Annotated in this window: 18 protein-coding genes; 14 read left to right on the top strand and 4 right to left on the bottom strand. The window is 44.9% G+C overall.

The window, feature by feature from the left end; all coding sequences use genetic code 11:
- Positions 1–287 precede the first annotated feature (287 nt).
- Positions 288–629, bottom strand: a complete 342-nt coding sequence (gene erpA / locus ACED60_RS03460) for an iron-sulfur cluster insertion protein ErpA (RefSeq protein ID WP_004734539.1) — start codon at positions 627–629, stop codon at positions 288–290.
- Between the two features lie 296 nt (positions 630–925).
- Between erpA and hemL the strand changes: the two genes are divergently transcribed.
- Complete coding sequence (gene hemL, locus ACED60_RS03455; RefSeq protein WP_012604713.1) at positions 926–2,221, top strand: glutamate-1-semialdehyde 2,1-aminomutase; 1,296 nt, start codon at positions 926–928, stop codon at positions 2,219–2,221.
- Between the two features lie 140 nt (positions 2,222–2,361).
- Here the strand turns inward: hemL and ACED60_RS03450 are convergent, their stop codons facing one another.
- Complete coding sequence (locus tag ACED60_RS03450) at positions 2,362–2,487, bottom strand: hypothetical protein (protein ID WP_009847557.1); 126 nt, start codon at positions 2,485–2,487, stop codon at positions 2,362–2,364.
- Between the two features lie 76 nt (positions 2,488–2,563).
- Between ACED60_RS03450 and ACED60_RS03445 the strand changes: the two genes are divergently transcribed.
- The 13 genes from ACED60_RS03445 (at position 2,564) to ACED60_RS03385 (ending at position 23,718) form a co-directional block, all read left to right on the top strand.
- Complete coding sequence (locus ACED60_RS03445; protein ID WP_009847558.1) at positions 2,564–3,649, top strand: AI-2E family transporter; 1,086 nt, start codon at positions 2,564–2,566, stop codon at positions 3,647–3,649.
- Positions 3,650–3,759: 110 nt separating this feature from the next.
- Positions 3,760–4,782, top strand: coding sequence for a 16S rRNA (guanine(1207)-N(2))-methyltransferase RsmC (gene rsmC / locus ACED60_RS03440; RefSeq protein WP_009847559.1), 1,023 nt, complete (start codon positions 3,760–3,762; stop codon positions 4,780–4,782).
- Positions 4,783–4,999: 217 nt separating this feature from the next.
- Positions 5,000–8,389: a response regulator gene (locus tag ACED60_RS03435; protein ID WP_371726942.1), complete on the top strand. Its 3,390-nt coding sequence runs from the start codon at positions 5,000–5,002 to the stop codon at positions 8,387–8,389.
- 709 nt (positions 8,390–9,098) lie between these two features.
- A complete protein-coding gene (locus ACED60_RS03430; protein ID WP_009847561.1) occupies positions 9,099–10,781 on the top strand; it encodes an ABC transporter substrate-binding protein in 1,683 nt (560 codons plus the stop codon).
- A 169-nt stretch (positions 10,782–10,950) separates the two neighbouring features.
- Positions 10,951–11,937, top strand: coding sequence for an ABC transporter permease (locus ACED60_RS03425; RefSeq protein ID WP_009847562.1), 987 nt, complete (start codon positions 10,951–10,953; stop codon positions 11,935–11,937).
- Between the two features lie 2 nt (positions 11,938–11,939).
- Positions 11,940–12,965: an ABC transporter permease gene (locus ACED60_RS03420; protein WP_009847563.1), complete on the top strand. Its 1,026-nt coding sequence runs from the start codon at positions 11,940–11,942 to the stop codon at positions 12,963–12,965.
- Between the two features lie 2 nt (positions 12,966–12,967).
- Positions 12,968–13,951 (top strand): ABC transporter ATP-binding protein, encoded by a 984-nt coding sequence (locus ACED60_RS03415; protein WP_009847564.1) that lies wholly within the window; start codon positions 12,968–12,970, stop codon positions 13,949–13,951.
- 87 nt (positions 13,952–14,038) lie between these two features.
- The gene (locus ACED60_RS03410; protein WP_009847565.1) at positions 14,039–15,034 is read left to right on the top strand and encodes an ABC transporter ATP-binding protein; all 996 of its coding nucleotides are present in this window, start codon (positions 14,039–14,041) and stop codon (positions 15,032–15,034) included.
- A 97-nt stretch (positions 15,035–15,131) separates the two neighbouring features.
- Positions 15,132–16,853, top strand: coding sequence for a glycoside hydrolase family 9 protein (locus tag ACED60_RS03405; RefSeq protein ID WP_371726940.1), 1,722 nt, complete (start codon positions 15,132–15,134; stop codon positions 16,851–16,853).
- Between the two features lie 2 nt (positions 16,854–16,855).
- Positions 16,856–17,740: an N-acetylglucosamine kinase gene (locus ACED60_RS03400; protein ID WP_017103857.1), complete on the top strand. Its 885-nt coding sequence runs from the start codon at positions 16,856–16,858 to the stop codon at positions 17,738–17,740.
- A 12-nt stretch (positions 17,741–17,752) separates the two neighbouring features.
- Positions 17,753–19,699 (top strand): beta-N-acetylhexosaminidase, encoded by a 1,947-nt coding sequence (locus ACED60_RS03395; RefSeq protein ID WP_371726939.1) that lies wholly within the window; start codon positions 17,753–17,755, stop codon positions 19,697–19,699.
- Between the two features lie 126 nt (positions 19,700–19,825).
- The gene (locus tag ACED60_RS03390; RefSeq protein WP_371726938.1) at positions 19,826–22,231 is read left to right on the top strand and encodes a GH36-type glycosyl hydrolase domain-containing protein; all 2,406 of its coding nucleotides are present in this window, start codon (positions 19,826–19,828) and stop codon (positions 22,229–22,231) included.
- Between the two features lie 74 nt (positions 22,232–22,305).
- Positions 22,306–23,718, top strand: a complete 1,413-nt coding sequence (locus ACED60_RS03385) for a phosphoglucomutase/phosphomannomutase family protein (protein WP_135384173.1) — start codon at positions 22,306–22,308, stop codon at positions 23,716–23,718.
- A gap of 157 nt (positions 23,719–23,875) precedes the next feature.
- Here the strand turns inward: ACED60_RS03385 and ACED60_RS03380 are convergent, their stop codons facing one another.
- A complete protein-coding gene (locus ACED60_RS03380) occupies positions 23,876–24,904 on the bottom strand; it encodes an ABC transporter ATP-binding protein (RefSeq protein WP_371726937.1) in 1,029 nt (342 codons plus the stop codon).
- Positions 24,904–26,529 (bottom strand): iron ABC transporter permease, encoded by a 1,626-nt coding sequence (locus ACED60_RS03375; protein WP_017103853.1) that lies wholly within the window; start codon positions 26,527–26,529, stop codon positions 24,904–24,906. Before ACED60_RS03375 ends, ACED60_RS03380 begins: the two co-directional genes overlap by 1 nt.
- Between the last annotated feature and the right edge of the window lie 7 nt (positions 26,530–26,536).

The following is a 26,536-nucleotide window of genomic DNA, read 5'->3' as shown; positions in this document are numbered from 1 at the left end:
CGTCATATGCAACATCCTGATGCACAGAGGTAACTTTAACAGACCCACACCCAACGAAGTTGGACGCTATCGACAGTTTAAAAAATATGGCGTTTACTATAAAGCAAATGAATGAAGTGGAGCTTAAGCATAACCATCCAAAATAACCTTGGCGTACATGCCTAGAATAAGTCGACTTACTGTCTGTTTTGTATGGTGTATTTTTTACAAACAAAAACACCGAGCATTGGCTCGGCGTTTAAAATATTTCTAATGTAGCTTTCCGTTCAAGCTACCTTTCGTGCACGCTAAACGCTAAATGATGCGCCACAACCACATGTTGTTGTCGCGTTCGGGTTGTTCACAAAGAAACGTGCGCCTTCTAGGCCTTCAGTGTAATCAACCATGCCGCCCATTAAGTACTGTAGGCTCATTGGGTCAACAACCAGCGTCACACCGCTATTTACAATGGTAGTGTCGCCATCATTTACTTTTTCATCAAATGTGAAGCCGTACTGGAAGCCACTACAACCGCCGCCTGTAATGTATACACGCAGTTTTAGCTCTGGGTTTTCTTCTTCAGCAATTAGCGTTTGTACGCGGGTAGCTGCTGCATCAGAAAAGGACAATGGGATATTTACTTCGCTCACGACAACCTCTCTTACCTGTGTCAAAAACAACATGATACAAATCTAAATCGAGACCATAGTTGTTGAGTATTTTCTTATATTCTGGTGATTATCTAATACCTGACTGAAACGTTCAAGTATTCACCACAGGATCGTTCCTTTTACTGCTGTAAACTCGCTAATATCTGACAATTAAAACGCGTAACCACACAAAACAACCAGATTCGGGTGATTATATCAGCGAAGGCATTCCTAGTTGGATTCCGGATAGGTACAATGCGTGCCAATTGGTCCGACAGTCAAAAGAGGATATATCAATGACCAAATCAGCAGAGCTGTACGAAAAAGCACAGCAAACTATTCCTGGTGGCGTAAACTCTCCAGTTCGTGCATTCAATGGCGTAGGTGGTTCTCCTATCTTCGTTGAACGCGCTGATGGCCCACTTATTTTTGATGCTGATGGTAAAGCATATATCGATTACGTTGGCTCTTGGGGTCCAATGATCCTTGGTCACAACCACGTTGTTATTCGTGACGCTGTTATTGCAGCAGCTCAACGCGGCCTTAGCTTTGGTGCTCCAACCGAAACTGAAATCAAGATGGCTGAACTTGTATCTGAGATGGTTCCATCAATGGAACAGCTGCGTATGGTGAGCTCAGGTACAGAAGCAACAATGAGTGCGATTCGTCTCGCTCGTGGCTTTACTGGTCGTGACAAAATCCTTAAGTTTGAAGGTTGTTACCACGGTCACGCAGACAGCCTACTTGTAAAAGCAGGTTCTGGCGCACTGACTTTAGGTCAACCAAGCTCTCCAGGCGTACCGGCTGATTTTGCGAAACTAACGCTAACTGCAACGTTCAATAATCTAGATTCAGTACGTGAAATCTTCGCAGCAAACAAAGGTGAGATCGCGTGTATCATCGTTGAGCCTGTCGCGGGCAACATGAACTGTATCCCACCAGTAGAAGGCTTCCACGAAGGTCTACGTGAGATCTGTGATCAAGAAGGTGCATTGCTAATCTTTGATGAAGTAATGACAGGTTTCCGCGTTGCTGAAGGTTGTGCTCAGGCTTACTACAACATCAAGCCAGACTTAACGTGTCTTGGTAAAGTGATTGGCGGCGGCATGCCAGTGGGTGCTTTTGGTGGTCGTAAAGACGTGATGCAATACATCGCACCAACGGGGCCTGTTTACCAAGCAGGTACGCTTTCAGGTAACCCTGTTGCAATGGCTGCTGGCTACGCATGTTTGAATCTTCTAAGAGAAGAAGGCAACGAAAAGCGTCTAGCGTCTAAAACTAAGCAGTTGGCAAATGGCTTCAAGCAACTTGCTGACAAGCACGGCATCCCTATGCTAGTTCACCAAGTTGGCGGTATGTTTGGTTTCTTCTTCACAGACCAAGAAACTGTGACGTGCTACGAAGATGTAACTAAGTGTGATGTAGAACGCTTCAAGCGCTTCTTCCATCTAATGTTAGATCACGGTGTTTACCTTGCACCTTCAGCATTCGAAGCAAGCTTTACTTCTCTTGCTCATGGTTCAAAAGAACTGGATGCAACACTAGAAGCTGCTGACCGCTCTCTTGCGATCATTGCTGCTGAAAGCAAATAATCGAAAGCACTTTATAAGTAGCTAACCGATTGAATTTAGGGCTGCATTAACGCAGCCCTTTTTAATGCATCGACTAAATTAAACTCGAGTATTTCCGCTTAATTACCCGTCAATTTATTCGAAAACCTAACGAAAAACGTCTAACGTTCCCAGAAAAGAAAAACCAACAACATCAGCGTACCTAGGAACATTCTGAACCAAGGGATCTCTTTTTTTATTTGCTGTTCTTCGTCTTGGCATTTCTTATCTTTATTACAGCATCCCATTATCAAAACTCCTCATTGCTAACTCTCTGTTTTGCAGCCATTATAAACTCAGAACGCAAATATAGAGACCATTAACGTGTCAGAAAAACTCAAAATCAACACCAGCCACTGGGTGATCATCATTGCCCTACTTGCGGCGGCTTATGCTTGTTACTTGCTTATCGAGCCTTATGTAAATTCCATAGTAATGGCATTCATCATCTCGTTGCTGATGTTTCCAATTCACGAATGGCTTGAAAAGAAGATACCGAATAAAGAGAACGTAGTCTCTCTACTTTCTTGTGTGATCCTGACTTTCATTATTGTTATCCCTTTATTGGCAGTATTTGCAGCAATTGTTCAGCAAGGCTCTCTGTTCTCTCAGAACACGTACCAATGGGTGACACACGGCGGTATTCAGACTCTGTTTGCACACCCACTTGTGGTCAAAGCGCTGTCGTTTGTGAATAACTACCTGCCTTTCGACAACATTGAGCCCCAAGCCATCGCACAGAAAGTCGGAGAATTCGCGACAAGTTTTGGTTCTAAACTGGTTGGTATCAGTGCGAAAATCCTTGGTGATGCGACCAACTTCTTAATGGATTTCTTCTTGATGCTGTTTGTTCTGTTCTTCTTATTAAGAGATCACGACAAAATCATCAGTGTGGTTCGTCATATTCTTCCGCTATCTCGTAGCCAAGAAGACAAGCTCCTCACTGAGATTGAGCAAGTTTCTAAGTCTGCCGTTATGGGCTCATTCTTAACCGCAATAGCGCAAGGTTTTGCGGGTGGTTTAGGTATGTGGATTGCTGGTTTCCCTGGGTTGTTCTGGGGCACTATGATGGGCTTTGCCTCTTTCATCCCCGTGGTCGGTACCGCTCTAATCTGGATCCCAGCCGCAACCTACTTATTCCTAACCGGTGATACCACGTGGGCAATTTTCCTAACGGTTTACTGTGTCGCGATTGTTGGCTCAATTGACAACCTACTGCGCCCGCTGCTGATGCAAGGTAGTGCAGGCATGAATACCCTAATGATCTTCTTCTCACTGTTGGGTGGTATTCAACTTTTTGGCCTAATTGGTCTTATCTACGGCCCACTGATCTTTGCTATTACTATCGTTCTTTTCAATATTTACGATGAAGAGTTTAAAGACTTTTTAAACCAGCAAGACAAGAGTTGATCAACTGTTCAGCAACTTGGTTGCCGAACCCGTATTAAACACTTCAAGCTTTGGGCGGATTATGCGAAAATCCGCCCTCATTTTTTGCTAACGATTCAATAGAGTGTCCTATGTCAGCTTATATTGCCCCAAGCCAAATTGCTCAACGTCAACTCGCCTACTTTGAAGGCAAACATGTTTTAGTTGCAGGTGAGGCAGAAGACTTATTCCCTGTTGAATTAGCGAAACATTGTGAATCAGTCACCGTGTTTACTTCTAATTACAGCTACTACCGTCAATTAGAAGGCTGCAGCACCATCCAACGTTTTTATGGTGCGGAGTTTACCGAAGAGACCAAAGCCGACTTAGTGATGCTGTACTGGCCAAAGGCCAAAGCGGAAGCGGAATTTCTGTTGGCGATGTTATTTGCCAAGTTAGGTAAAGATACCGAGATTGTCGTAGTTGGCGAAAATCGTTCTGGTGTTAAAAGTATCGAGAAGATGTTTGCTCCTTACGGAAAAGTCGTGAAATACGATTCAGCGCGTCGTTGTTCTTTCTACTGGGGTCAATGCTTCGAGCAACCACCAGCCTTCAACCTGCAAGACTGGTTTAAAACCTACACGGTTAACATTGGTGAGCAATCACTGACCGTGAAAAGTCTTCCAGGCGTCTTCAGTCATGGTCAATTTGATGTTGGTAGCCAACTATTACTTGATACCCTGCCAAAACTGAAAGGTAAAGTACTGGATTTCGGTTGTGGTGCAGGCGTATTGGGCGCGGTAATGGCATCTCGTCACCCTGATATCGAACTGGAAATGTGCGACATCAGTGCATTTGCCGTGGCGTCTAGCCAAGCAACGCTAGAAGCCAATGGTTTAACAGGTAATGTCTTCGCCTCAGATGTCTACTCTGACACATCAAAAGATTACCAATTCATCATCAGTAACCCACCATTCCATTCTGGTTTGGATACAAGCTACAGTGCGACTGAAACCTTACTTGCTCAGGCTCCTAACCACATGAAGCGTTCTGGTGAGATGATTATTGTTGCGAACAGTTTTTTAAAATACATTCCAATTATTGAGCAAGCTTTTGGAAAATGCGCGACTCTAAATAAGACCACCAAATTCGCGATCTATCACGCAAGCAAATAGCCTATCTAACACAGCGCAGGGTCAATATCTGCGCTGTCTGTTCATATTTCTATCAAAAGCCCATAAAAATGAGCTTTTGCACACGCTTTAAATACCACTTACTTGTCAAAGTAAAAAAACTCGTTAATTTCGTTAAATTGGAACCCGTTAATTCTATTCTCTGTACTTGTTTTCATCCCTTTCAAGCAGTACATCAAAGGAAAGTAGTACCCAATTTATGTTTAGATTCTATCGTAAGCAGAAGTTTAAGCGCCTTCAAAATACCCTAATGCTGGCATTTCTTGTCCTTAGTATTACCCCAGTAACACTTATCGCGATATTTTTCCTCCAATCGCACAGTCAGGATCTTCAGGAACAAAGTACTTCGCACCTTGTTTCCGTCCGTGATACTAAACAGCAGCAAATTGTCGATTACCTACAAGCTCAAGAATCCCAAGTGATGGGTTTTGTTCGCTCAGAGCTTGCCAATGCCAGTGGCGGACGATTCTATGGTTTGATCAATGCATTCCAACGCCTAGGGTTAGACATTGACGAAGCACGCGCTAATGCGCAGCAACGCTACATTCAAGGATCGGGCGATCAAATCAAAACATCGATTCTCCCTGAATCCAGCAGCTTTATTGGCAGCGAGCGCTATCGCCTATTGCACAAGCGCTACCACAACTCTTATTTGGAGCTGCTTAAGCGTTCTGATTTTGACGACATTTTATTGGTCGACATTAACGGCAACATCGCTTATTCAGTTTTTAAGCGCGATGACTACGGCACCAACTTGCTGACAGGTAAGTACAAAGATGCAAACCTCGGCAAAACCTTTCAACGCCTGGAAAAGGACGTAAAAGACAAACGCAAATCCAACGAAGACTACACGCCGGTTATCGTTTCTGACTTTAAAGACGAAAATGGTAAACAGACCGCATGGTTAGGCGCACCTATCGTTCAACAGGGCTACCTACACAGTTACGCCATGTTTAGACTGCCCATCAATGGTATTACTAAGCTTATTGCCGATCTCAACAAGAGTTCGAATATTCAAACCTTGCTTGTCGGCGATGATCATCTGCCACGTAGCCTTGCCCATTCACAAGAGTCGATTAATCTGAGTTTAGATGTTGTTGATAAAGCTCTGGCAGGAGAAACGGCCGTTGGCACCTTCGACAACGCTCAGGATCAAGCGATCATCGCTGCATATACTCCAATTGAGCTCAAATATGCGACTTGGGCACTCGTCGTCGAGCTTCCAGAAAAAGAAGCGTTTGCCCGTATTCATCAGTTAGAAAAGATCTTTGTGATCGTGATGTTGACGGCGATTATTCTTGTATTTGTCGCATCCCATTATCTGTCTAACTTCATCACATCACCGTTACTCAAGCTCACATGGGCAGCAGAGAAAGTCTCTGCGGGTGACCTTGATGAAACCATGATTAATACCGAACGAAAAGATGAGATAGGCCGCCTCGCGGTAAGCTTCGAAAGAATGCAACGTTCGATTCGTGAAAAGATGCTGCTCATTAAGAGCCAAAATGATGAGCTTGAGGACAACCTTAAGACCATTCAAAAACAAAATGAAGAGTTGCAACTGGCTAACAAACTTAAAGATGAATTCTTAGCAACAACATCACACGAATTGAGAACGCCATTACATGGCATGGTAGGTATCGCTGAAGCGCTAATATCTGGTGCAAACGGTCCTATTCCTGCCAACCAGAAGTACCAGTTGGATATCATCATCAATAGTGGCCAGAGATTGGCAACACTGGTCGATGATCTACTTGATTACCACAAAATGCGCTACGGCAGTTTAGACATAAATAAATCTGCTGTTGATTTATCTGCTGCTACCAGCTTGGTACTAGAATTGTCACATCATCTGTTGGGCAATAAGCCAATCCGAATTATTAACCAAGTACCCAGTGACTTAGGGTTGGTTTCGTCCGATCCTCAACGATTAGAACAAGTGATGTATAACTTGGTCGGCAATGCCATCAAGTACACATCAGAAGGTAAAATTGTTATCTCAGCAAGCGTTATCGACGACAACATTCGTGTACAAGTTGTTGATACAGGCCAAGGCATACCTGCTGAATACTTAGAACCCATCTTTGAGCCACTGATTCAAGCAGGACAAGACTCAAGTAACTATCGCCAAGGTGCAGGGCTTGGGTTGTCCATAAGTCGTCAATTGATTGAACTGATGGGCGGTTCACTGTACGTAAGTAGCCAACCAATGCTTGGCACGACGTTCAGCTTTACCCTACCTTTAGCCACCCAAGAAGAATTGGATAACTACAGTGATTCAGGAAGCTATTCGCACTTCCAAGCGCCAGATTTAATTGATAACAGCCAACAAGAAAATAGTGTTATCAGTGAAGATCCAGACGGTCCGTTACTGGTTATCGCCGACGATGAACCAGTAAATTTACGCGTGCTAGACAGTTTCTTGAAATTGGAAGGTTATCGAGTGCGCACCGCATGTGACGGCCCAGAAACCATTGAACTGATTGAGAAAGAGAAGCCAGAGTTACTTCTGCTCGATATTATGATGCCAGGTATGAGTGGCTATCAGGTGTGTGAAGCACTGCGTAAGCAATACGATCATGCACAGTTGCCAATCATCATGCTCACAGCTCTTAATCAAGCAGAAGACCGTGTTCGTGGCTTTGAAGCTGGTGCCAACGATTACTTGTCTAAACCGTTCAACAAACAAGAGCTGGCGGCGCGAATTACGGCTCACTTATCAGCAAGTAAAGCTGAGCAAAGACGTCTTGAGAATGATCAATTGCAACTGGAGCTTAAACACAGAGCCATGGTTGAAGCGAACCTGCTAGAAACTCAAGGGCGCTTGCTAGAGCAGCTAGAATCAGCCCCTGAGGCCATCATCTGTATTCGTGATGACCAACGAATTCGATTTGCCAACGAAGCTGCAGCAAAACTATTTAGGCGCGGGCAAGAGCAGCTTAAACGCTCTATGGCCGATGAGATCATTGCGCCTAAATACCTTAAGGTGGAACAAGCTCACTACTGTGGTGATATTGACATCTATATAGACGACACTCGTCAGCGGATACCAAGTGATATCCTTAAGCTACCTGAAGGCTCAGGGCTCGACACCATGTATATCTTTAATGTTGGTGGTGGGGTTAACTCAAACCGAGTCAATAACCTTGAAACGGCGGTTGAGGCACTTTCAAGCTACGCCTTTGAGGGTGACAAAGATAAACTTCAACAACTGAAAGAACTTGGCGGTGAATTTACTCGCCTTGCAGATAAAGCAACCGGTGAAGGTAAAAACAAACAAGAGCTGATGCGTGAAGTGCTGGTCGATGTCATGACTAATGCCATCATCTACTGGGAGTCTGTTACAGGGGAAACCAAGTTTGCCTTCGCAGAGAAGAGTGGCTTGTGGCGCGTCTACCTAGACCGCAGTACCCTGCAAACTAGAACGCTAGACAAATATCTACGTGTAGAAACTCTACCGAAAACGCCTCGCTGGCGAACGGTACTGAGTTCTATCGAGTTTATACTTGAGCACTGTAAAGAACAGACACCTGAAAGAACTCATATTGAGACACTAAGGGATAAGCTACAAAAACTACTGACCAGTTAGCTCTGAAGTAAGCTCAAGCTATTGTAAATAATGAAGCCCACCTAGCGTGGGCTTTTTTGTGAATATCATACGCGACCAAAGGACAATGACGTCGATTCAAACACACTTCTTTTACGGCATTAAACAAGCAAAATGACACGTTGCTCAATCTTAAACAATCACCAGCTCAGTTACTATTTTGAGCCTTATTCTTGGCTGAATTTCACATTCCTCCGGCTCTTTGTTGCAGTTTGAGAAGCGAGTCACAACAGAACGGCAGATTTAATTTTCTAGAAAAATTTAACGTACAATAGGTAAGTGACCGAGATCTACAATTACACCACAGCAAGATAAGCATCGATAATTAAAAGCCGAAAAGGTTAGTGACCACTTACAAAAAGCTACCACCACAAAACCAAATGCGAGTCACATCACCTTAACAATTGCGCACAAAAAACCACCAAAGCAAGCCATTTTGACGTTAATGACGTGGCGCTATGTGTTTTTAACGTTTTTGACGGGAAACGAGTTTGATTAATTCATCGATAAGGTGTTTTCTTACTCCTGCCAAAGGCCTACAGGCCACTCTTACCACTTCTCAGAATCAAAGATGAATCTGGAGCAACGAAGAAGAGGTAGGCCTTTAACTAGAGTGTGTATCTACTAACTAATTAGCGACAGATAACATTCAATCCATTAGTGAAATGAAAGCAAATAGTAAGGAACAGCTATGCTTGCCAATATAAAAAAAACAGCAATAGCAACAGCAATTATTGCAACTGCTACAACAGGTTTTGCATCAGTAGCAACAGCTGCAGAGCGCAGCGAACTGACCGTTCACCCGAAAGAGTACACTACATTCGTACGTAACTTTAACCCGTACCTTGGTGCTACTAACCTACATACTACAACTGACTTCATGTACGAGCCTTTAGTAGTATTTAACGAAATGCACGGTAACACTCCGGTGTTCCGTCTAGCTGAAAACTTCAAAATGTCAGATGATCTGATGAGCGTTGTTTTCGACATTCGTAAGGGTGTTAAATGGTCTGATGGAGAAACTTTCTCTGCTGATGATGTTGTTTTTTCTTTCAACCTTGTAAAAGAGAAGCCAGAGCTTGACCAATCTGGTATCAACTCTTGGGTAACTTCTGTAGAAAAACTGAACGACAACCAAGTTAAGTTCACACTAACAGAAGCAAACTCAAACGTACCTTACGAGATTGCTAAAGTACCTGTAGTACCTAAGCACATCTGGAAAGACGTTAAAGATCCATCAACGTTTACCAATGAGAACCCGGTAGGTTCTGGTCCATTTACAGAAATCGATACGTTTACAGCGCAACTGTACATCCAGTGTGCAAACCCGAACTACTGGGATGCAGACAACCTAGATGTTGACTGTCTACGTGTTCCACAAATTGCGAACAACGACCAGTTCTTAGGTAAAGTTGTAAACAGTGAAATGGACTGGACGTCTTCTTTCGTTCCAGATATCGATCGTACATACGCTGCAGCAAGCCCTAAACACCACTACTGGTACCCGCCAGCAGGTACACAAGCATTCATCGTTAACTTCAAACACCCTGATGCTGCGAAGCATGAAGCATTGAGCAACGTTGAATTCCGTCGTGCTTTCTCTATGGCTCTTGACCGCCAAACGATCATCGACATCGCATTCTACGGTGGCGGTACTGTGAACGATTTCGCATCAGGTCTTGGCTACGCGTTTGAAGCTTGGTCTGATGAAAAAACTCACGACAAATACAAAGGCTTCAACACTTACAACGCTGAAGGCGCGAAGAAGCTTCTTGCTGACGCTGGCTTCAAAGATGTAAACAAAGATGGTTTTGTTGACACTCCATCAGGCAAATCTTTCGAACTAATGATTCAATCGCCAAACGGCTGGACTGACTTCAACAACACAGTTCAACTTGCGGTAGAGCAACTAAACGAAATCGGTATTAAAGCGAAAGCTCGTACACCTGACTTCTCTGTTTACAATCAAGCAATGCTTGAAGGTACATACGACGTAGCATACACAAACTACTTCCACGGTGCGGATCCATACACGTACTGGAACAGTGCTTACAACTCATCACTACAATCTGGTGATGGTATGCCTCGTTTCGCTATGCACTTCTACAAAAATGACAAGCTAGATGGTCTTCTAAACAGCTTCTACAAAACAGCTGACAAGAACGAACAGCTAGATATTGCACATGGTATCCAGCAAATTATCGCTGCAGACCAAGTGACTATCCCTGTGATGTCTGGTGCTTACATGTACCAATACAACACAACTCGATTCACTGGTTGGTGGAACGAAGAAAATCCAAAAGGCCGTCCAAACATTTGGGCTGGTATTCCAGAGCGTCTACTTCATGTACTGGACCTAAAACCAGTTAAATAAGTAATCGTTCAATCTTTGCGGCGTAACTTCTTACGCCGCTTATAAAAATCCCCACACTATCAATTGAAAGTATGGCGCTAGTCGTCAGGGGATTTTTCGTTCCAAATTTCGCTAGGAGCGACCTGAATCCAGAAACAGGGAAACAATCTGGGTGAGTAAGGTGTGAGTTATGGGTTATTTTTTAAGACGTTTGTCATTTTATTTTGTCGCGCTATTAGTTGCAGCGACGTTAAACTTTATTATTCCAAGAGCAATGCCTGGTGACCCAGTTACCATGATGTTTGCGAACGCTTCTGTTCAAGTTACTCCTGAGCGTATTGCGGCAATGAAAGAACTATTAGGCTTCGTTGATGGCGGCTTACTGGTTCAATACGGCGCATACATGAAGAACATTCTAAGCTGGGAGCTTGGTACATCAATTCAATTCTACCCACTTTCAGTAAATACACTGTTAGGTGGCGCATTCGGTTGGTCGCTATTCTTAGCAGGCACTGCCGTTATTCTTTCTTTCTCTATTGGTTCAATCCTAGGTATTTTTGCAGCGTGGAAACGTGGCAGCAAATACGATGCTTTTGTTACTCCAGGGATGCTTATTCTACAAGCCGTTCCTCAAGTTGTTATTGCCATGATTGCGCTGTTTACCTTCGCAATCGGCTTGAAATGGTTCCCAACAGGTTACGCCTATACCGCAGGTACGATTCCAGATTGGACAAGCTGGGCATTCATTAAAGATGTCGCTTACCACGCCTTCTTACCTTTGCTATGTGCATCTATTGTTCAAATTGGTGGCTTCCTAGTAAACATGCGTAACAACATGATCAACCTGCTAGCTGAAGATTACATCACCATGGCGAAAGGCAAAGGCCTGAGCGAAAACCGAGTGGTATTCAATTACGCAGCTCGTAACGCGATGCTACCAAGTGTGACAGCACTTTCTATGTCGTTAGGTATGGCAATCGGTGGTCAGTTAATTATCGAAATCATCTTTAACTACCCAGGTCTTGGCAGCGTACTTTTCAACGCAATTAACGCTCGTGATTACCAAGTACTGCAAGGCCAACTGCTTATCATGACGCTATTCATGCTGTTCTTTAACCTAGTTGCAGACATGCTTTACGTTGTTCTTGACCCTCGTCTTCGTAAGGGTGGTAAATAATCATGAAAGATATTCTAAAACTCATTTGGCGTAACCCGATGGCCTTAACCGGCGTCATCATCCTAAGTATTTTTATTCTTGGTGCTATTGCGGCTCCATTGATCACAAAACATGTGCCAGACAAACGTACAGGTAATCCACACGAATACCCTGGCTTCGTGGTTAAGTCTGCACAAACTAACCCGGATGGCTGGGTTGCTCAAAACCTAGCAGACGATCGTCGTACGTTGATAATGTCTAAGAAGGCAGACCACGTACTGGGCACAACTCGTATGGGTCGTGACGTTTGGTCACAAGTGGTATACGGCGCACGCGTATCTCTTGCTGTAGGTTTTGGTGCGGGTCTTACCGTATGTTTACTAGCAACGGTTATCGGTGTTTCCGCTGGCTACTTTGGCGGCCGTGTCGATGATGTTCTGACAGCCGCAATGAACATCATGCTGGTTATTCCTCAATACCCATTACTGTTCGTAGTTGCAGCCTTTATCGGTGAGGCAGGGCCACTCACCATAACCTTGGTTATCGGCTTTATGTCTTGGGCTTGGGGCGCGCGTGTTGTTCGTTCCCAGACCTTAGCACTGCGTGAAAAAGAGTTTGTAAAAGCCGCTGAAGTTCTGGGTGAATCTTCATTCCGTATTATCTTCGTAGAGATTCTTCCAAACCTTATCTCTATCGTTGGCGCGAGCTTCATCGGTTCGGTGATGTACGCAATCATGATGGAAGCAACGATTTCGTTCCTAGGTCTTGGTGACCCGAACACAATCAGCTGGGGCATCATGCTTTACAACGTTCAAACCTCTTCATCAATGCTGATTGGCGCTTGGTGGGAACTGTTGGCTCCTTGTATCGCATTGACACTACTTGTAACTGGTCTTGCTCTACTTAACTTCGCTGTCGATGAAATTGCCAACCCGCAACTGCGTTCTCACAAAGGCATGAAGCGTTGGAAGAAATTAGCAGCACAAGACAAAGAAGAACGTGAACCTGAACTACCACCACAAAATGCACTTTGGAGCGGAGATAAATAATCATGTCTGAACCACTAATTTCTATCCGCAATTTATGCGTGGATTACATCACAGAGTCTGGCGATGTACGTGCGTGTAACAACGTAAGTTTCGACATTGCTCCAGGTGAAGTATTCGGCCTAGCTGGTGAATCTGGCTGTGGTAAATCAACTGTTGCTTTCTCTCTTATGCGTCTGCACAAGCCGCCCGCTTACATCAGTGGTGGTGAGGTTATCTTCAATGGTGAGAACATCCTTGAATACAGTGATGACCGTATGCAAGCGTTCCGTTGGAGCGAGATGTCGATGGTATTCCAGAGTGCGATGAACGCACTCAATCCCGTATTACCAATGGAAGAGCAGTTCTGTGACGTAATTATGCGTCACACCAACATGACTCGTGAGCAAGCTAAGCAACGCGCTGAAGGCCTACTTGAAATCGTAGATATTCACCCGAGCCGATTGAGTGACTACCCTCACCAATTCTCTGGCGGCATGCGTCAGCGCTTGGTTATTGCTATCGCTTTAGCATTGAATCCAAAGCTGATCATTATGGATGAGCCAACGACCGCACTTGATGTGGTTGTTCAACGCGAAATCCTACAAAAGATCTATGCACTAAAAGAAGAGTTTGGCTTCTCGATTCTGTTCATCACCCATGACTTGTCATTGATGGTCGAGTTCTCTGACCGTATCGGCATCATGTACTCAGGTGAGCTCATCGAGGTTGCTAATGCTCAAGATATTCTAGAAAACCCTTACCACCCTTATACCAAAGGGCTGGGAAGTTCTTTCCCTCCACTAACAGGGCCAAAGACAAAACTAGCAGGCATTCCGGGTAACCCTCTGAACCTGTTGGAGATCCCTGAAGGGTGTCGTTTCCAAGCTCGTTGTGATCGTGTACATGAAACGTGTACCAAGGTGCCAACCAAGCTGCGTTCTATCGACCCGGGACATTTGTCTAACTGCCACCTGTACGGTGACCCAATAGTACAAAGGAAGCTATAGCTTGCACGCTGATTCAGCGTGAATAACGAATAAGGCGGCTCGACCGCCGAAATGCAAGCAAAGCGAATAAGGATTCTGGAGACAATTATGAGCAAAGATTTCGGTCAATTATTGGTAGAAGGCAAGAATGTCGTAAAAGACTTCCCAATAAGCAGTACCACAATTCAAACCCCAATGATGCGTGCGATTAACGACGTATCATTCAAGATGTATAAAAGTCGCGGCCTAGCTGTGGTTGGTGAGTCTGGTTCAGGCAAATCAACAACAGCAAAAATGATCGCAAAAATGTACGCGCCTTCGGGCGGTACGATCGAATACAAAGGTCGTGATATCCAAGAGATCTCAAGCAGAAAAGATCTTATGCACTACCGTGAAGGTGTGCAGATGGTATGGCAAGACCCGTTTGGTTCCCTGAACCCAACACATAACATCTTTCACCACATAGCTCGACCATTGTTGATCCACAAAAAAGTATCTCCGGGCAACAAGAAAGAGTTACAGGAACGTGTGTACGATCTTCTAGAGCAAGTTGGCTTAGTGCCACCACAAGCAACGGCAGAGAAGTACCCTCATCAACTCTCTGGTGGTCAGCGTCAACGTGTCAACCTAGCCCGTAACATTGCAGTTGGTGCAGAAGTTGTATTAGCCGATGAACCAACATCGATGCTTGATGTATCGATTCGTGCTGGTGTTTTGAACCTGATGGAAGAAATGAAGTTTGAGAAACAAATGTCTCTACTTTACATCACCCACGATATCGCAACCGCTCGTTACATTGCTGAAGATCTTTCAGTGATGTACGTAGGACACATGGTGGAATGGGGCGATACCGATGATGTGATTGCTAACCCTCAGCATCCTTACACCCAACTGCTTGTTTCTGCGGTTCCAGATCCTAAAAAATCGATCCACGAACAACTCGCAGGCAACAAAGGTGAGATCCCTCTTTGGACACCAGTCTCTGCAGGTTGCCCATTTGCAGGCCGTTGCACTCATGCAATGGACAAGTGTAAAGAGCAGTTACCAGGGGTTACGCAGTTAGCTGATAACCACTTTGTGCGTTGTTACCTACACGAAAGCTAAGCAATAAAACCAAGTTAGGGTCTGCGGGCCCTAACTATTTATATCCAAAACATTCAAGTACCTAGCCAATAGAAACTAGGACTGTCGGAGAATATTGATGCTGTTATTGACCAACCATATTGGCTACGAATCCACGGCTCCAAAGCAGGCTATTCTGCAAACGAAGAAAGCTCGCTTATCAAGTACGACTGCACTTTTGGTGTGTGCCGACAACCATATCACTGTCGGAAGTTTTGATGTGGTTAAACAAGGCCGCGTAGCAAATTGGCATCAAGGGCAATTCTTCACTATCGATTTCAGTTCATTCACTGAATCTGGTCGCTACTACCTACGTTTTGACAACCTACGCTCTGAAGTATTTGAGATTGGTAGCAACCTATTAATGAACCACACGTTTTCTGATGTGCTTCATTACTTTAAGTCACAACGCTGTGGCGGTAGTTTCGACAAAAAAGATCGACAAGCACAAATTATGGGCACTGACAGATACGTCGATGTTCATGGCGGTTGGTACGACGCATCGGGTGATGTAAGTAAGTACTTTAGCCACCTATCTTATGGCAATTATCTCAACCCACAACAAATTCCGATGGTTGTTTGGAACATGCTCAAAAGCGTGCGCTTGACTAGCAATAACCCAGACTTTCCTAAATTCTCTATGACTCGTTTAGTGGAAGAAGCCCTATTCGGTGCCGATTTCTTAGTGCGTATGCAGGACGCTGACGGATACTTTTACATGACGGTATTCGACAAGTGGAGTAAAGACATCAATCAACGTGACATCTGCGCTTATGCGACTCAAGAAGGCCATAGATCAACAGACTTACAAGCTGGCTACCGACAAGGTGCAGGCGTCGCTATTGCAGCACTGGCTGCTGCATCTGAGCTTGAAACCTCTGGCAGTTACTCGAGCCACACCTACCTTGAAACGGCTGTTAAGGGTTACTGGCACCTAAAAGAGTACAACCTCCAGTACCTAAACGATGGTGAAGAGAACATCATCGATGAGTATTGTGCCCTGCTCGCAGCCAATGAGCTGTATCGCGTAACTCAAGACCAGCAATACCTATCCGAAGCAAGAGTTTGGGCTAGTCGCTTGATCTCTCGTCAGCAATCTGATGATTCATTTGAGCACTTTTGGTCAGCTAATGCTGATGGCTCTCGCCCCTATTTCCATGCAGCTGAAGCTGGCCTTCCTGTAATTGCTCTATGCGAGTACATCGATAATGAAACTGACACTGAGTTGAAAGAACAAGCACGTGTGGTTGTTGAGCAAGCTTGTCAGTTCGAAATCAACATTACCGACAAAGTTATCAATCCATTTGGCTACCCAAGACAGTACGTAAAGTCTGTCGATGGTGTTAAGCGCGATGCCTTCTTTGTCGCTCAACAAAACGAAACTGGCTACTGGTGGCAAGGCGAAAACGCACGTCTTGGCTCAATTGCGACCATGGCTTACCTAGTTCAACCGCACATTAAAGATAATGACCTTCAGCAGAGTCTAATCCAACTTTCACAAAATAGCCTTGACTGGATTTTGGGCCTCAACCCATACCACATGTGCATGCTTGATGGCCACGGTCATAACAACCCAGACTATCTACCACAACTTGGTTTCTTCAATGCCAAAGGCGGGATTTGCAATGGCATCACGGCAGGGTTCGAAGACGAACAAGACATCGCATTCAACCCACCAGCACAGAAAGACGACATGCTTCAAAACTGGCGCTGGGGTGAACAATGGATCCCTCATGGAGCGTGGTATTTGCTAGCAACGGCTGCGCAATTCAACTTCCTAGCACAAAGTAAGGAGCAATAATCATGACGCTTTACTACGTAGGTATTGATGGTGGCGGTACATCTTGCCGTGCTCGCATTCGTGATGACCAAGGCAAACTCATTGGTGAAGCGAAAAGTGGCAGTGCCAACATCCTTTTGGGTGTCGATGTTGCAATGAGTTCAATTGTTGATGCGATTACTAAAGCCGCACAACAAGGGCAACTCAACTCTAACGATTTTTCTAATATGCATGTTGGTTTGGCGCTAGCTGGTGCTGAACAGAAGTCAGCATGGCTCGACTTCATGGCACAAGCACACCCTTTCGCAAGTATGACACTCAATACAGACGCCTATGGTGCATGTATTGGTGCACATAATGGCCAAGACGGCGCGATCATGATTGGTGGTACAGGTTCATGTGGTATCTACCTAAACAACGGCGAACAACACGTGGTTGGTGGTCGTGAATTTCCAATTTCTGACCAAGGCGGCGGCGCAGTGATGGGCCTTCGTTTAATTCAGCAAGTTCTACTCGCTGAAGATGGTATTCGTAACAAAACCCCACTGACTCAACATGTTATGAATCATTTCAATAATGATGTTGATGCGATCGTGGCATGGTCAAAAGGCGCGATTCCAAAAGATTACGGTCAATTCTCTCCCGTCATTTTTCAACTGGCAAATGAAGGCGATGAACTGGCTATAGAGATGCTTAAGCAGACTGCAGCCGATATCGAAATGTTTGTATTAGCGCTGCATCGAAAAGGCGCTGACAAGGTGTGCTTAATGGGAAGTATCGCTGAGCGTATTCTCAACTGGCTATCACCACCAGTACAACAATGGATCGTTAAACCTCAATTTGACGCTATCGAAGGCGCATTGATGTTTGCCGGCAAGTCACAACACAACTTGTATCAACAGGCTTAGCAGGGAAGTTATATGAATTATCGCATCGACTTAGCTGTTCTTTCTGAACAAAAAAATAACTGCCGATTTGGCCTTACGGTACATAATTTAAGTGACCTCGACGTAAAAGATTGGTCTCTGCATTTTGCATTTGACCGATTCATCCTTCCTGAGAGTCTATCGCAAGGTGAACTGACTCAAGTTGGAAGCTATTGCTCGTTCAAACCAAGTTCGCCCGTGTTAAAGGCCAATAACCATTACTACCTTGAATTCAGTATTCAAAGCGCCCCATTCCGCTTCTATTCTGATGGCCTTAATGATGCATTTATCCAATCACATCATGATGGAGAAACATCGGTACTGCCTGTCGCGATATCACCCATAGTACTGGCTTCGCCATACCGTGAACGCAATCAAATACCTGAAGTTAACGCTTCTGAGATAGCATTGATTCCTCAACCAAATCAGATCGAACTCAAGCAAGGTAGTTTCGCGCTAAGCTGTGAATGCAAGATTGAGGTTCAATCTCACCTTGCAGATAAAGCCGTCTCTTGGTTGCAGCAAGAGTTACTTTCTACCTTTGAACTGTCGATTTCGAATGAGCTTTCAACTGAACTTTCAAAAGACGAAAGCGGCGACATTCTATTTCGCAGCAATCCAACATTAGACGAAGCAGAATACAAACTCCGCATTACTGAACAACAAATAATTGTTGAATCAGGTAGCCAGTCTGGGTTTACACACGCCGTGGCAAGTCTGATTCAATTGATTCAACAACTGGATGCCGAAAATTTTTCTATTCCATGCTGCAAAATCGCCGATCACCCTCGCTTTAAGTACCGAGGCATGATGTTGGACTGCGCGCGTCACTTCCACTCGGTAGAGCAAGTGAAGCGTTTAATCAATCAACTGGCGCACTACAAGTTCAACGTATTTCATTGGCACCTAACTGACGATGAAGGTTGGAGAATTGAGATTAAGAGCCTGCCTCAGCTGACTGAAATCGGCGCTTGGCGAGGTCCTGATCATGCATTAGAACCGCAATACACCCACCTTGCGGATAACTATGGCGGCTTCTACACGCAGCAACAGATTCGCGAAGTCATTGAATACGCAGAGCAACGCAGCATCACGGTGATCCCAGAGATCGATATCCCAGGACACTGTCGCGCCGCGATCAAATCACTACCAGACATGCTAGTTGAGCAAGCAGACACCACACAATACAAGAGTATTCAGCACTACAACGACAACGTGCTAAATCCAGGTTTACCGGGTACTTACCAATTCCTAGATGCCGTTATTGAAGAAGTTGCAGAGCTTTTCCCTAGCGAATTGATCCACATGGGCGCAGATGAAGTACCACCCGGTGTGTGGACCAACAGCCCTGCCGCTCAAGCACTGATGAAAGAGCACCAGTATCAAGACAGCAAAGACCTACAAGGCCACCTATTCCGCTATGCCGAGAACAAACTCAAACAACTTGGTAAGCGCATGGTGGGCTGGGAAGAAGCACAGCACGGCGACAAGGTGAGCAAAGAGACCATCATCTATTCATGGCTCAGTGAAGAAGCCGCTATCAATTGTGCTCGCCAAGGCTTTGATGTGGTGCTGCAACCAGCACAGTTTACCTATCTCGACATGACCCAAGATTATGCACCGGAAGAACCGGGCGTAGATTGGGCTGCCGTTATCCCCTTAGAACAAGCTTATACCTACGAAGCCCTCGCTGAGATATCCGACACCGATCCAATTCGTAAGCGGATCCGCGGAATTCAGTGTGCTCTATGGTGTGAGATCGTTACCAATCAAAAGCGCATGGATTACATGGTATTTCCAAGAATTAGCGCTTTAGCTGAAGGATGTTGGACACATAAAAACAACCGAAACTGGCTAGATTACCTATCTCGCCTAAAGGGCCATCTGCCATTACTCGACAGACTCAATGTTGATTATCGCAACCCTTGGAAAGCTCAATAAAACGAAGCCAAAGCATACTCAAGTCGAGCGCTTGCTTCCCTGATTAAGGTGCTCAGTCAGATTCGACTCAGCATCATTATTTAAAAATTAGCTGCATAGATGCAGTTTGTTAAAAAGGAAATGACAATGAAATACGGCTATTTCGATAACGATAATCGCGAATACGTCATCACTCGCCCTGATGTACCAGCACCTTGGACCAACTACCTAGGTACTGAAAAGTTTTGTACCGTGATTTCGCACAATGCTGGCGGCTACTCGTTCTACAATTCTCCGGAATACAACCGTGTTACTAAATTCCGTCCAAACGGCACCTTCGACCGTCCAGGACACTATGTTTACCTGCGTGATGATGAGACGGGCGATTACTGGTCTATCTCTTGGCAGCCTGTGGCAAAGAGCCTAGATGAAGCGAACTACGAAGTTCGTCACGGCCTGTCATACTCAAAATTCAAGTGTGAATACAGTGGTATTACAGCAACCAAAACGTTATTCGTTCCTAAGGGTGAAGATGCGGAAGTTTGGGATGTCGTACTAAAGAACAACACTGACAAACCAAGAACCATCAGTACTTTCTCATTTGTTGAGTTCTCGTTCAGCCACATCCAATCGGATAATCAGAACCATCAGATGTCTTTGTACTCTGCGGGTACGTCTTACCAAGAAGGTGTTCTTGAATACGACCTGTACTACAACACTAACGACTTTGAAGGTTTCTACTACCTAGCTTCAACTTTCTCACCAGACAGCTACGACGGCCAACGTGATAACTTCCTTGGCATGTACCGTGATGAAGCGAACCCAATTGCCGTTGAGAACGGTAAATGTTCTAACAGCGCCCAAACCTGTTACAACCACTGTGGTTCTCTGCACAAGCAATTTACGATTCAGCCGGGTGAAGAAGTTCGCTTTGCTTATGTACTAGGTATCGGTAAAGGCAACGGCGAGCGCCTACGTGAAAAATACCAAGACACAGCCAACGTCGATGCCGCTTTCCAAGGCATCAAAGATCACTGGGATGAGCGCTGCAACAAGTTCCAAGTTAAGTCTCCAAACGAAGGCTTAGACACCATGATCAACACGTGGACGCTTTACCAAGCGGAAACCTGTGTGGTTTGGTCACGCTTTGCATCCTTCATTGAAGTCGGTGGCCGTACTGGCCTTGGTTACCGTGATACTGCGCAAGACGCGATCTCAGTACCTCATGCCAACCCACAAATGACCAAGAAACGTATTATCGATCTACTTCGTGGCCAAGTGAAAGCGGGCTACGGGCTACACTTATTCGATCCTGACTGGTTCGATCCAGAGAAAGCCGACGTTGAGCCTTCAAAATCGCCAACGGTTGTTCCTACACCATCTGATGACGACAAGATCCACGGCATTGACGATACCTGTTCTGATGATCACTTGTGGATCGTACCAACCATCATCAAGTACGTGATGGAAACCGGTGAACACGACTTCTTTGATGAAGTAATTCCATACGCAGACGGCGGCGAAGCAACGGTTTACGAACACATGAAAGCTGCACTGAACTTCTCTGCAGAATACGTTGGTCAAACGGGCATCTGTAAGGGTCTTCGCGCAGACTGGAATGACTGTTTGAACCTAGGTGGTGGTGAATCTTCAATGGTTTCATTCCTACATTTCTGGGCGCTACAAGAATTTTTAGACCTTGCGAAGTTCCGTAATAACGATGCTGATGTCGCTAAATACACAGAAATGGCAGCTAACGTTCGTGAAGCGTGTGAAACACACCTATGGGATGACGAGGGTGGTTGGTACATCCGTGGTCTGACTAAAAATGGCGATAAGATCGGTACCGCTCAACAAGCTGAAGGTCGTGTACACCTTGAGTCAAACACGCTAGCGGTTCTATCTGGTGCGGTATCTCAAGAGCGTGGCGAGAAAGCGATGGACGCAGTTGATGAGAACTTATTCTCTGAATACGGCTTACACCTAAACTCTCCATCATTTGCTACACCAAATGACGATATCGGCTTTGTGACTCGCGTTTACCAAGGCGTTAAAGAGAATGGCGCAATCTTCTCTCACCCGAACCCATGGGCTTGGGTAGCAGAAGCGAAGCTAGGTCGTGGTGACCGTGCGATGAAATTCTACGACGCACTGAACCCGTACAACCAAAATGACATGATTGAAACACGCTACGCAGAACCATACTCGTACGTGCAGTTCATCATGGGTAAAGACCACCAAGACCACGGTCGTGCAAACCACCCTTGGTTAACAGGTACGTCGGGTTGGGCTTACTTTGCGGTAACCAACTTCATTCTTGGTGTTCGCACAGGCTTTGAAGGCTTAACGATTGATCCTTGTATCCCGACTGATTGGCCGGAATTCGAGGTTACTCGTCAATGGCGTGGCGCGACTTACAACATCACAGTGCAAAACCCGAATGCAGTAAGCAAAGGGGTTACCTCTATCACTATCAACGGTGAGTCAGTTGAAGGTGCAATCCCAGTACAAGCAGAAGGCAGCGTGAACGATGTTGTCGTTGTTCTAGGCTAGTCACTTAATTTAACGAACAGCTCTTGCCTCAAGTCTTTATCGACTTGAGGCAATGAGACTAAAAGGATTTTCTAATGATTAAATTTGGTACAGGTGGCTGGCGCGCTTTCATTGGTGAAGAGTTCACCAGAGACAATGTTCGCCTTGTAGCGCAAGCGCTCGCTAACATCATCAATAATGAAGATGCAGCCAAGAATGGATTCGTTATCGGCTATGACCGTCGCTTCCTTTCAGATAAAGCGGCATGCTGGTTTGCAGAAGTACTTGCGGCGAACAACATCAAAGTAAGCTTCATTGATAAGTTCGTTCCAACACCTATCGTGATGTTCCAAGCAAAAGAGATGGGATGTATTTACTCTGCGTGTATTACCGCTTCTCACAACCCTGCGGACTATAACGGCATAAAGGTGTTCATTGAAGGTGGACGCGATGCTGACGAGATCATCACAGAGAAGATCGAACAGCAAATCGCAACACTGACCAACGAAGATGTTATACGAGTCGATTTCGAACAAGCGTTAAACGACAAAGAAATCGAGATCATCAACCCGATGAACGACTTTGTTGATTCAATCATCAACTTCATCGATATCGATTCGATTAAGAAAGCCAACCTGCGCGTACTGATTGATCCAATGTTTGGTGTTGCAAAAAATGCTCTGCAAACAGTACTGATCAACGGTCGCTGTGATGTCGATGTAATCAACGATGGTAAGAACCCAGATTTCGGTGGCCTAATGCCTTCTCCGAATGCCGCTACGCTCTATCGCTTGAAGCACTTGGTGGCAGCAGAAGGATATGACATTGGTATTGGTACTGATGGCGATGCCGACCGTTTAGGCATCATTGATGAGAAAGGTCACTTCATTCACCCTAACGAAGTGCTACTCCTACTTTACTACTACTTACTGGAATACAAAGGCTGGAAGGGCTCTGTCGTTCGTAACATCGCCACCACGCATCTACTCGACAGAGTAGCGGCAGATCATGGTGAGAAGAGCTTTGAGGTTCCTGTAGGCTTTAAGCATATCAGCTCTCAAATGGAAGCGGATGATTCACTGATTGGTGGTGAAAGCTCGGGCGGTTTAACCATTCGAGGTCACATCAAAGGTAAGGATGGCGTATTTGCTTCAAGCTTACTGGTTGAGATGATCAGTGTAACAGGCAAAAAACTATCTGAGTTACTTGATGAAATCTACTCTAAGTATGGCTATGCCTATACGGCAGAAGGAGATTGCCAGTTTAAGCCTTCAGAGAAAGAAGCCCTCTACACCAAGATTTACGTAGAGAAACAACTGCCTGAATTTGAATACGAAATTGAAAAAGTTAGCTATGAAGATGGTGCCAAGGTGTACTTCAAGAATGGCGGCTGGGTGATCGCTCGTTTCTCAGGAACAGAGCCGTTACTGCGAATCTTCGCAGAAATGGAAGATAAAGACACTGCAGAACGTGTTCTTCAAAAAGTGAAAGACTTCCTCTCTCTATAGACTTATAGAGTGCAGCAGTTTTGAATGGGACTTAACAAACCACTGCCTTGTTAAAGCCTATAGGTGAAGAACTCTTGCCCAGTACTCTGTATCAAGGTACTGGGCTTTTTTACGAATGCATTTTACTTTTCGGCAAAACGATACTTACTGCGTATCATTAAAACGCCAATACACCTTTGGTATCTACTTTGACGGTAACAGGCATACCAACACCTAGAGCCTCAGAAGACGTTGCTAACAGTTTCTGACCGTTAGCTTCAATCACATAACGACAGTGGTCGCCCATAAATTGTTGTTCCAACACTGACAGGTTACTGTCGACATCATGACTCGCCACTATATGCTGTGGTCTTAGTAACAACGCACATTCCGCTCCCACTTCGATTTGAGTTTGTGCTTTCGCTTCTATCAGACCCAAGCTCGTTTCAAATTCATTATCTGAAATACGCTGTGCATTCAAGTAGCTACCACCACCTAAGAAATCAGCAACAAACTTACTCGATGGGTGGAAGTACAACTCAGATGCTGAACCATATTGCTCAATCACACCATGGTTCATTACCGCCATTTCATCTGAAAAAGCGAATGCTTCTTCACGGCTGTGCGTTACAAAAATAGCAGTAACACCCTGCTTTTTAAATATTTTACGAATCTGAGAGATCAACTCATGGCGAACTTGAGTATCAATATTTGAGAAGGGTTCATCCAATAACAATAAGTCTGGCTTGTACGCTAAAGAACGAGCAATCGCTACGCGCTGCTGTTGACCACCAGAAAGTTGATGTGGGTATCGGTCACCGAATTCATCTAAGTGAACTAGCTCCAACATCTCTTGAACTTTCTCTTTCTTTTGCTGTTCAGAAAGACCTTTGAGGCCAAAGCAGATATTCTGGTTTACCGTCAAGTGCGGAAACAGGGCGTAATCTTGAAAAATCATTCCGATGTTTCTCTGCTCAGGTGGTAACCAGTTGTCTCCATCGTCGATGGTTTGACAGTTCAAGCTCATGATACCACTACTCAATGGAAGCAGGCCGGCAATCGCTTTAAGCAGCGTAGTCTTACCACAACCACTGGCACCAAGCAGACAAACAATTTCACCATGCTCAACTTCTAAAGAAAGAGATTCCAAAATAGTTTGGGACTCGTACTTACAAGTCAGATCTTTAATTGATAATGCACAACTCATTAGTGTTTCTGCTCCAAGGAACGGTTTACGATGATCAGAGGAATTAAACCCACCAACACCAATAATACAGCAGGCATTGCCGCCAACTCTAGGTGCTCATCTGAGGCATAGTTATAAACATAGGTCGCCAATGTTTCGAAGTTGAAAGGACGTAACAGCAATGCCGCATTTAGCTCTTTCATTGATTCGATAAACACCAGTAAACCTGCGATCAACGCGCCGCGTTTAATCAAAGGTAAATGAACACGACGTAACATCTGGTTGGTATTACAGCCCATGGTTTTAGAAGCCATATCCAATGAAGGAGATACTTTACTCAAGCTACTTTCGATACTGCCGATCGCCACTGCAGAAAAACGCACGACCATTGCAAAGATAAGCGCAAACATGGAACCAGAGAAGATCAAACCAGGTCGTCCCCACTCCATCACTTTAGCGATGTCATTAACCAAGTGATCCATAAACAACACCGGTACCATCACGCCAATCGCTAACACGGTGCCTGGAACGGCATAGCCCATGGAAGCGATACGCATATAAGCCTGATTTTTCTTACTTGGGCTAACACGTTGATTGAAGTTCACAATCAAAGCAATAACGACACCAATAATTGCAGCAACTACCGAAACATAAAGGCTATTAACGGCATACTCTCTAAATTCAGGGGTCCAGCTTTGAGCAAAATATTTGTAGGCATAAATCATTAACTGGGCAAGAGGGAACAAGAATGCGACACACACCAACCCCCAACACCAAAACAATGCTAACCACTTCTTCCAACCGGAAAGGTCGTAACGAAAATCTTCACGACTACTGAATTGATTCTGGAATAATTTCTGTTTGCGACGGCTATAGCGCTCTGAACTCAATAGTAGGATCACGATAATCAGCATAATCGCCGATATTTTCGCAGCAGCCGTTAAGCTTGAGTAACCTAACCAAGTATCGTAAACCGCAGTCGTTAAGGTATTGACTGCAAAGTAACTTACGGTACCAAAGTCACCAATGGTTTCCATTGCAACCAGTGATAGCCCGACCGCCATTGATGGACGAACAAGCGGCAAGGAAATACGACGAAAGCTTTCCCAAGGTGAACACTTTAACAACCGAGCGGATTGCAATAAGGAGACGTTTTGCTCCATAAAAGCCGCGCGGCATAGCAAATAAACATAGGGGTAGAGAACAAGTGACAGAACAATAATAGCTCCGAACAAGGTTCTAATGTCTGGGAACCAGTACTCTCCGGGCCCCCAGCCTGTTAAATCTCGTAGCAGAATTTGAACCGGACCAGCAAAGTCGAACCAATCGGTAAAGATATACCCGACAATATAGCCTGGCATTGCTAATGGCAGCACTAATGCCCACTGTAAAACGCGCTCTCCTGGAACACGGCACATTGCCATAATCCAAGCTGACGGAATACCAAAAGCCAAGGACAGGAATAAGGTTCCTATGACTAAAACCACCGTATTATAAGTATAGGTGGGCATTACTGTGGACATAAGATGAGAAAACAGCTCATCTGTTTCTCCAACAGCAGTCGTAAAAATCGCTAAAATCGGTAAAACCAGCAATACAGCAATGATGCAGCTACTGGTGTTCCATAAATAATTCTTTTCTTTCATCGCCTAA

The organism is Vibrio sp. 1F279, from assembly GCF_041439815.1.
Lineage (GTDB): Bacteria > Pseudomonadota > Gammaproteobacteria > Enterobacterales > Vibrionaceae > Vibrio > Vibrio tasmaniensis_A.
The sequence above is the reverse complement of the archived record's forward strand: the minus strand, read 5'-3'. Positions and strand labels throughout refer to the sequence as shown.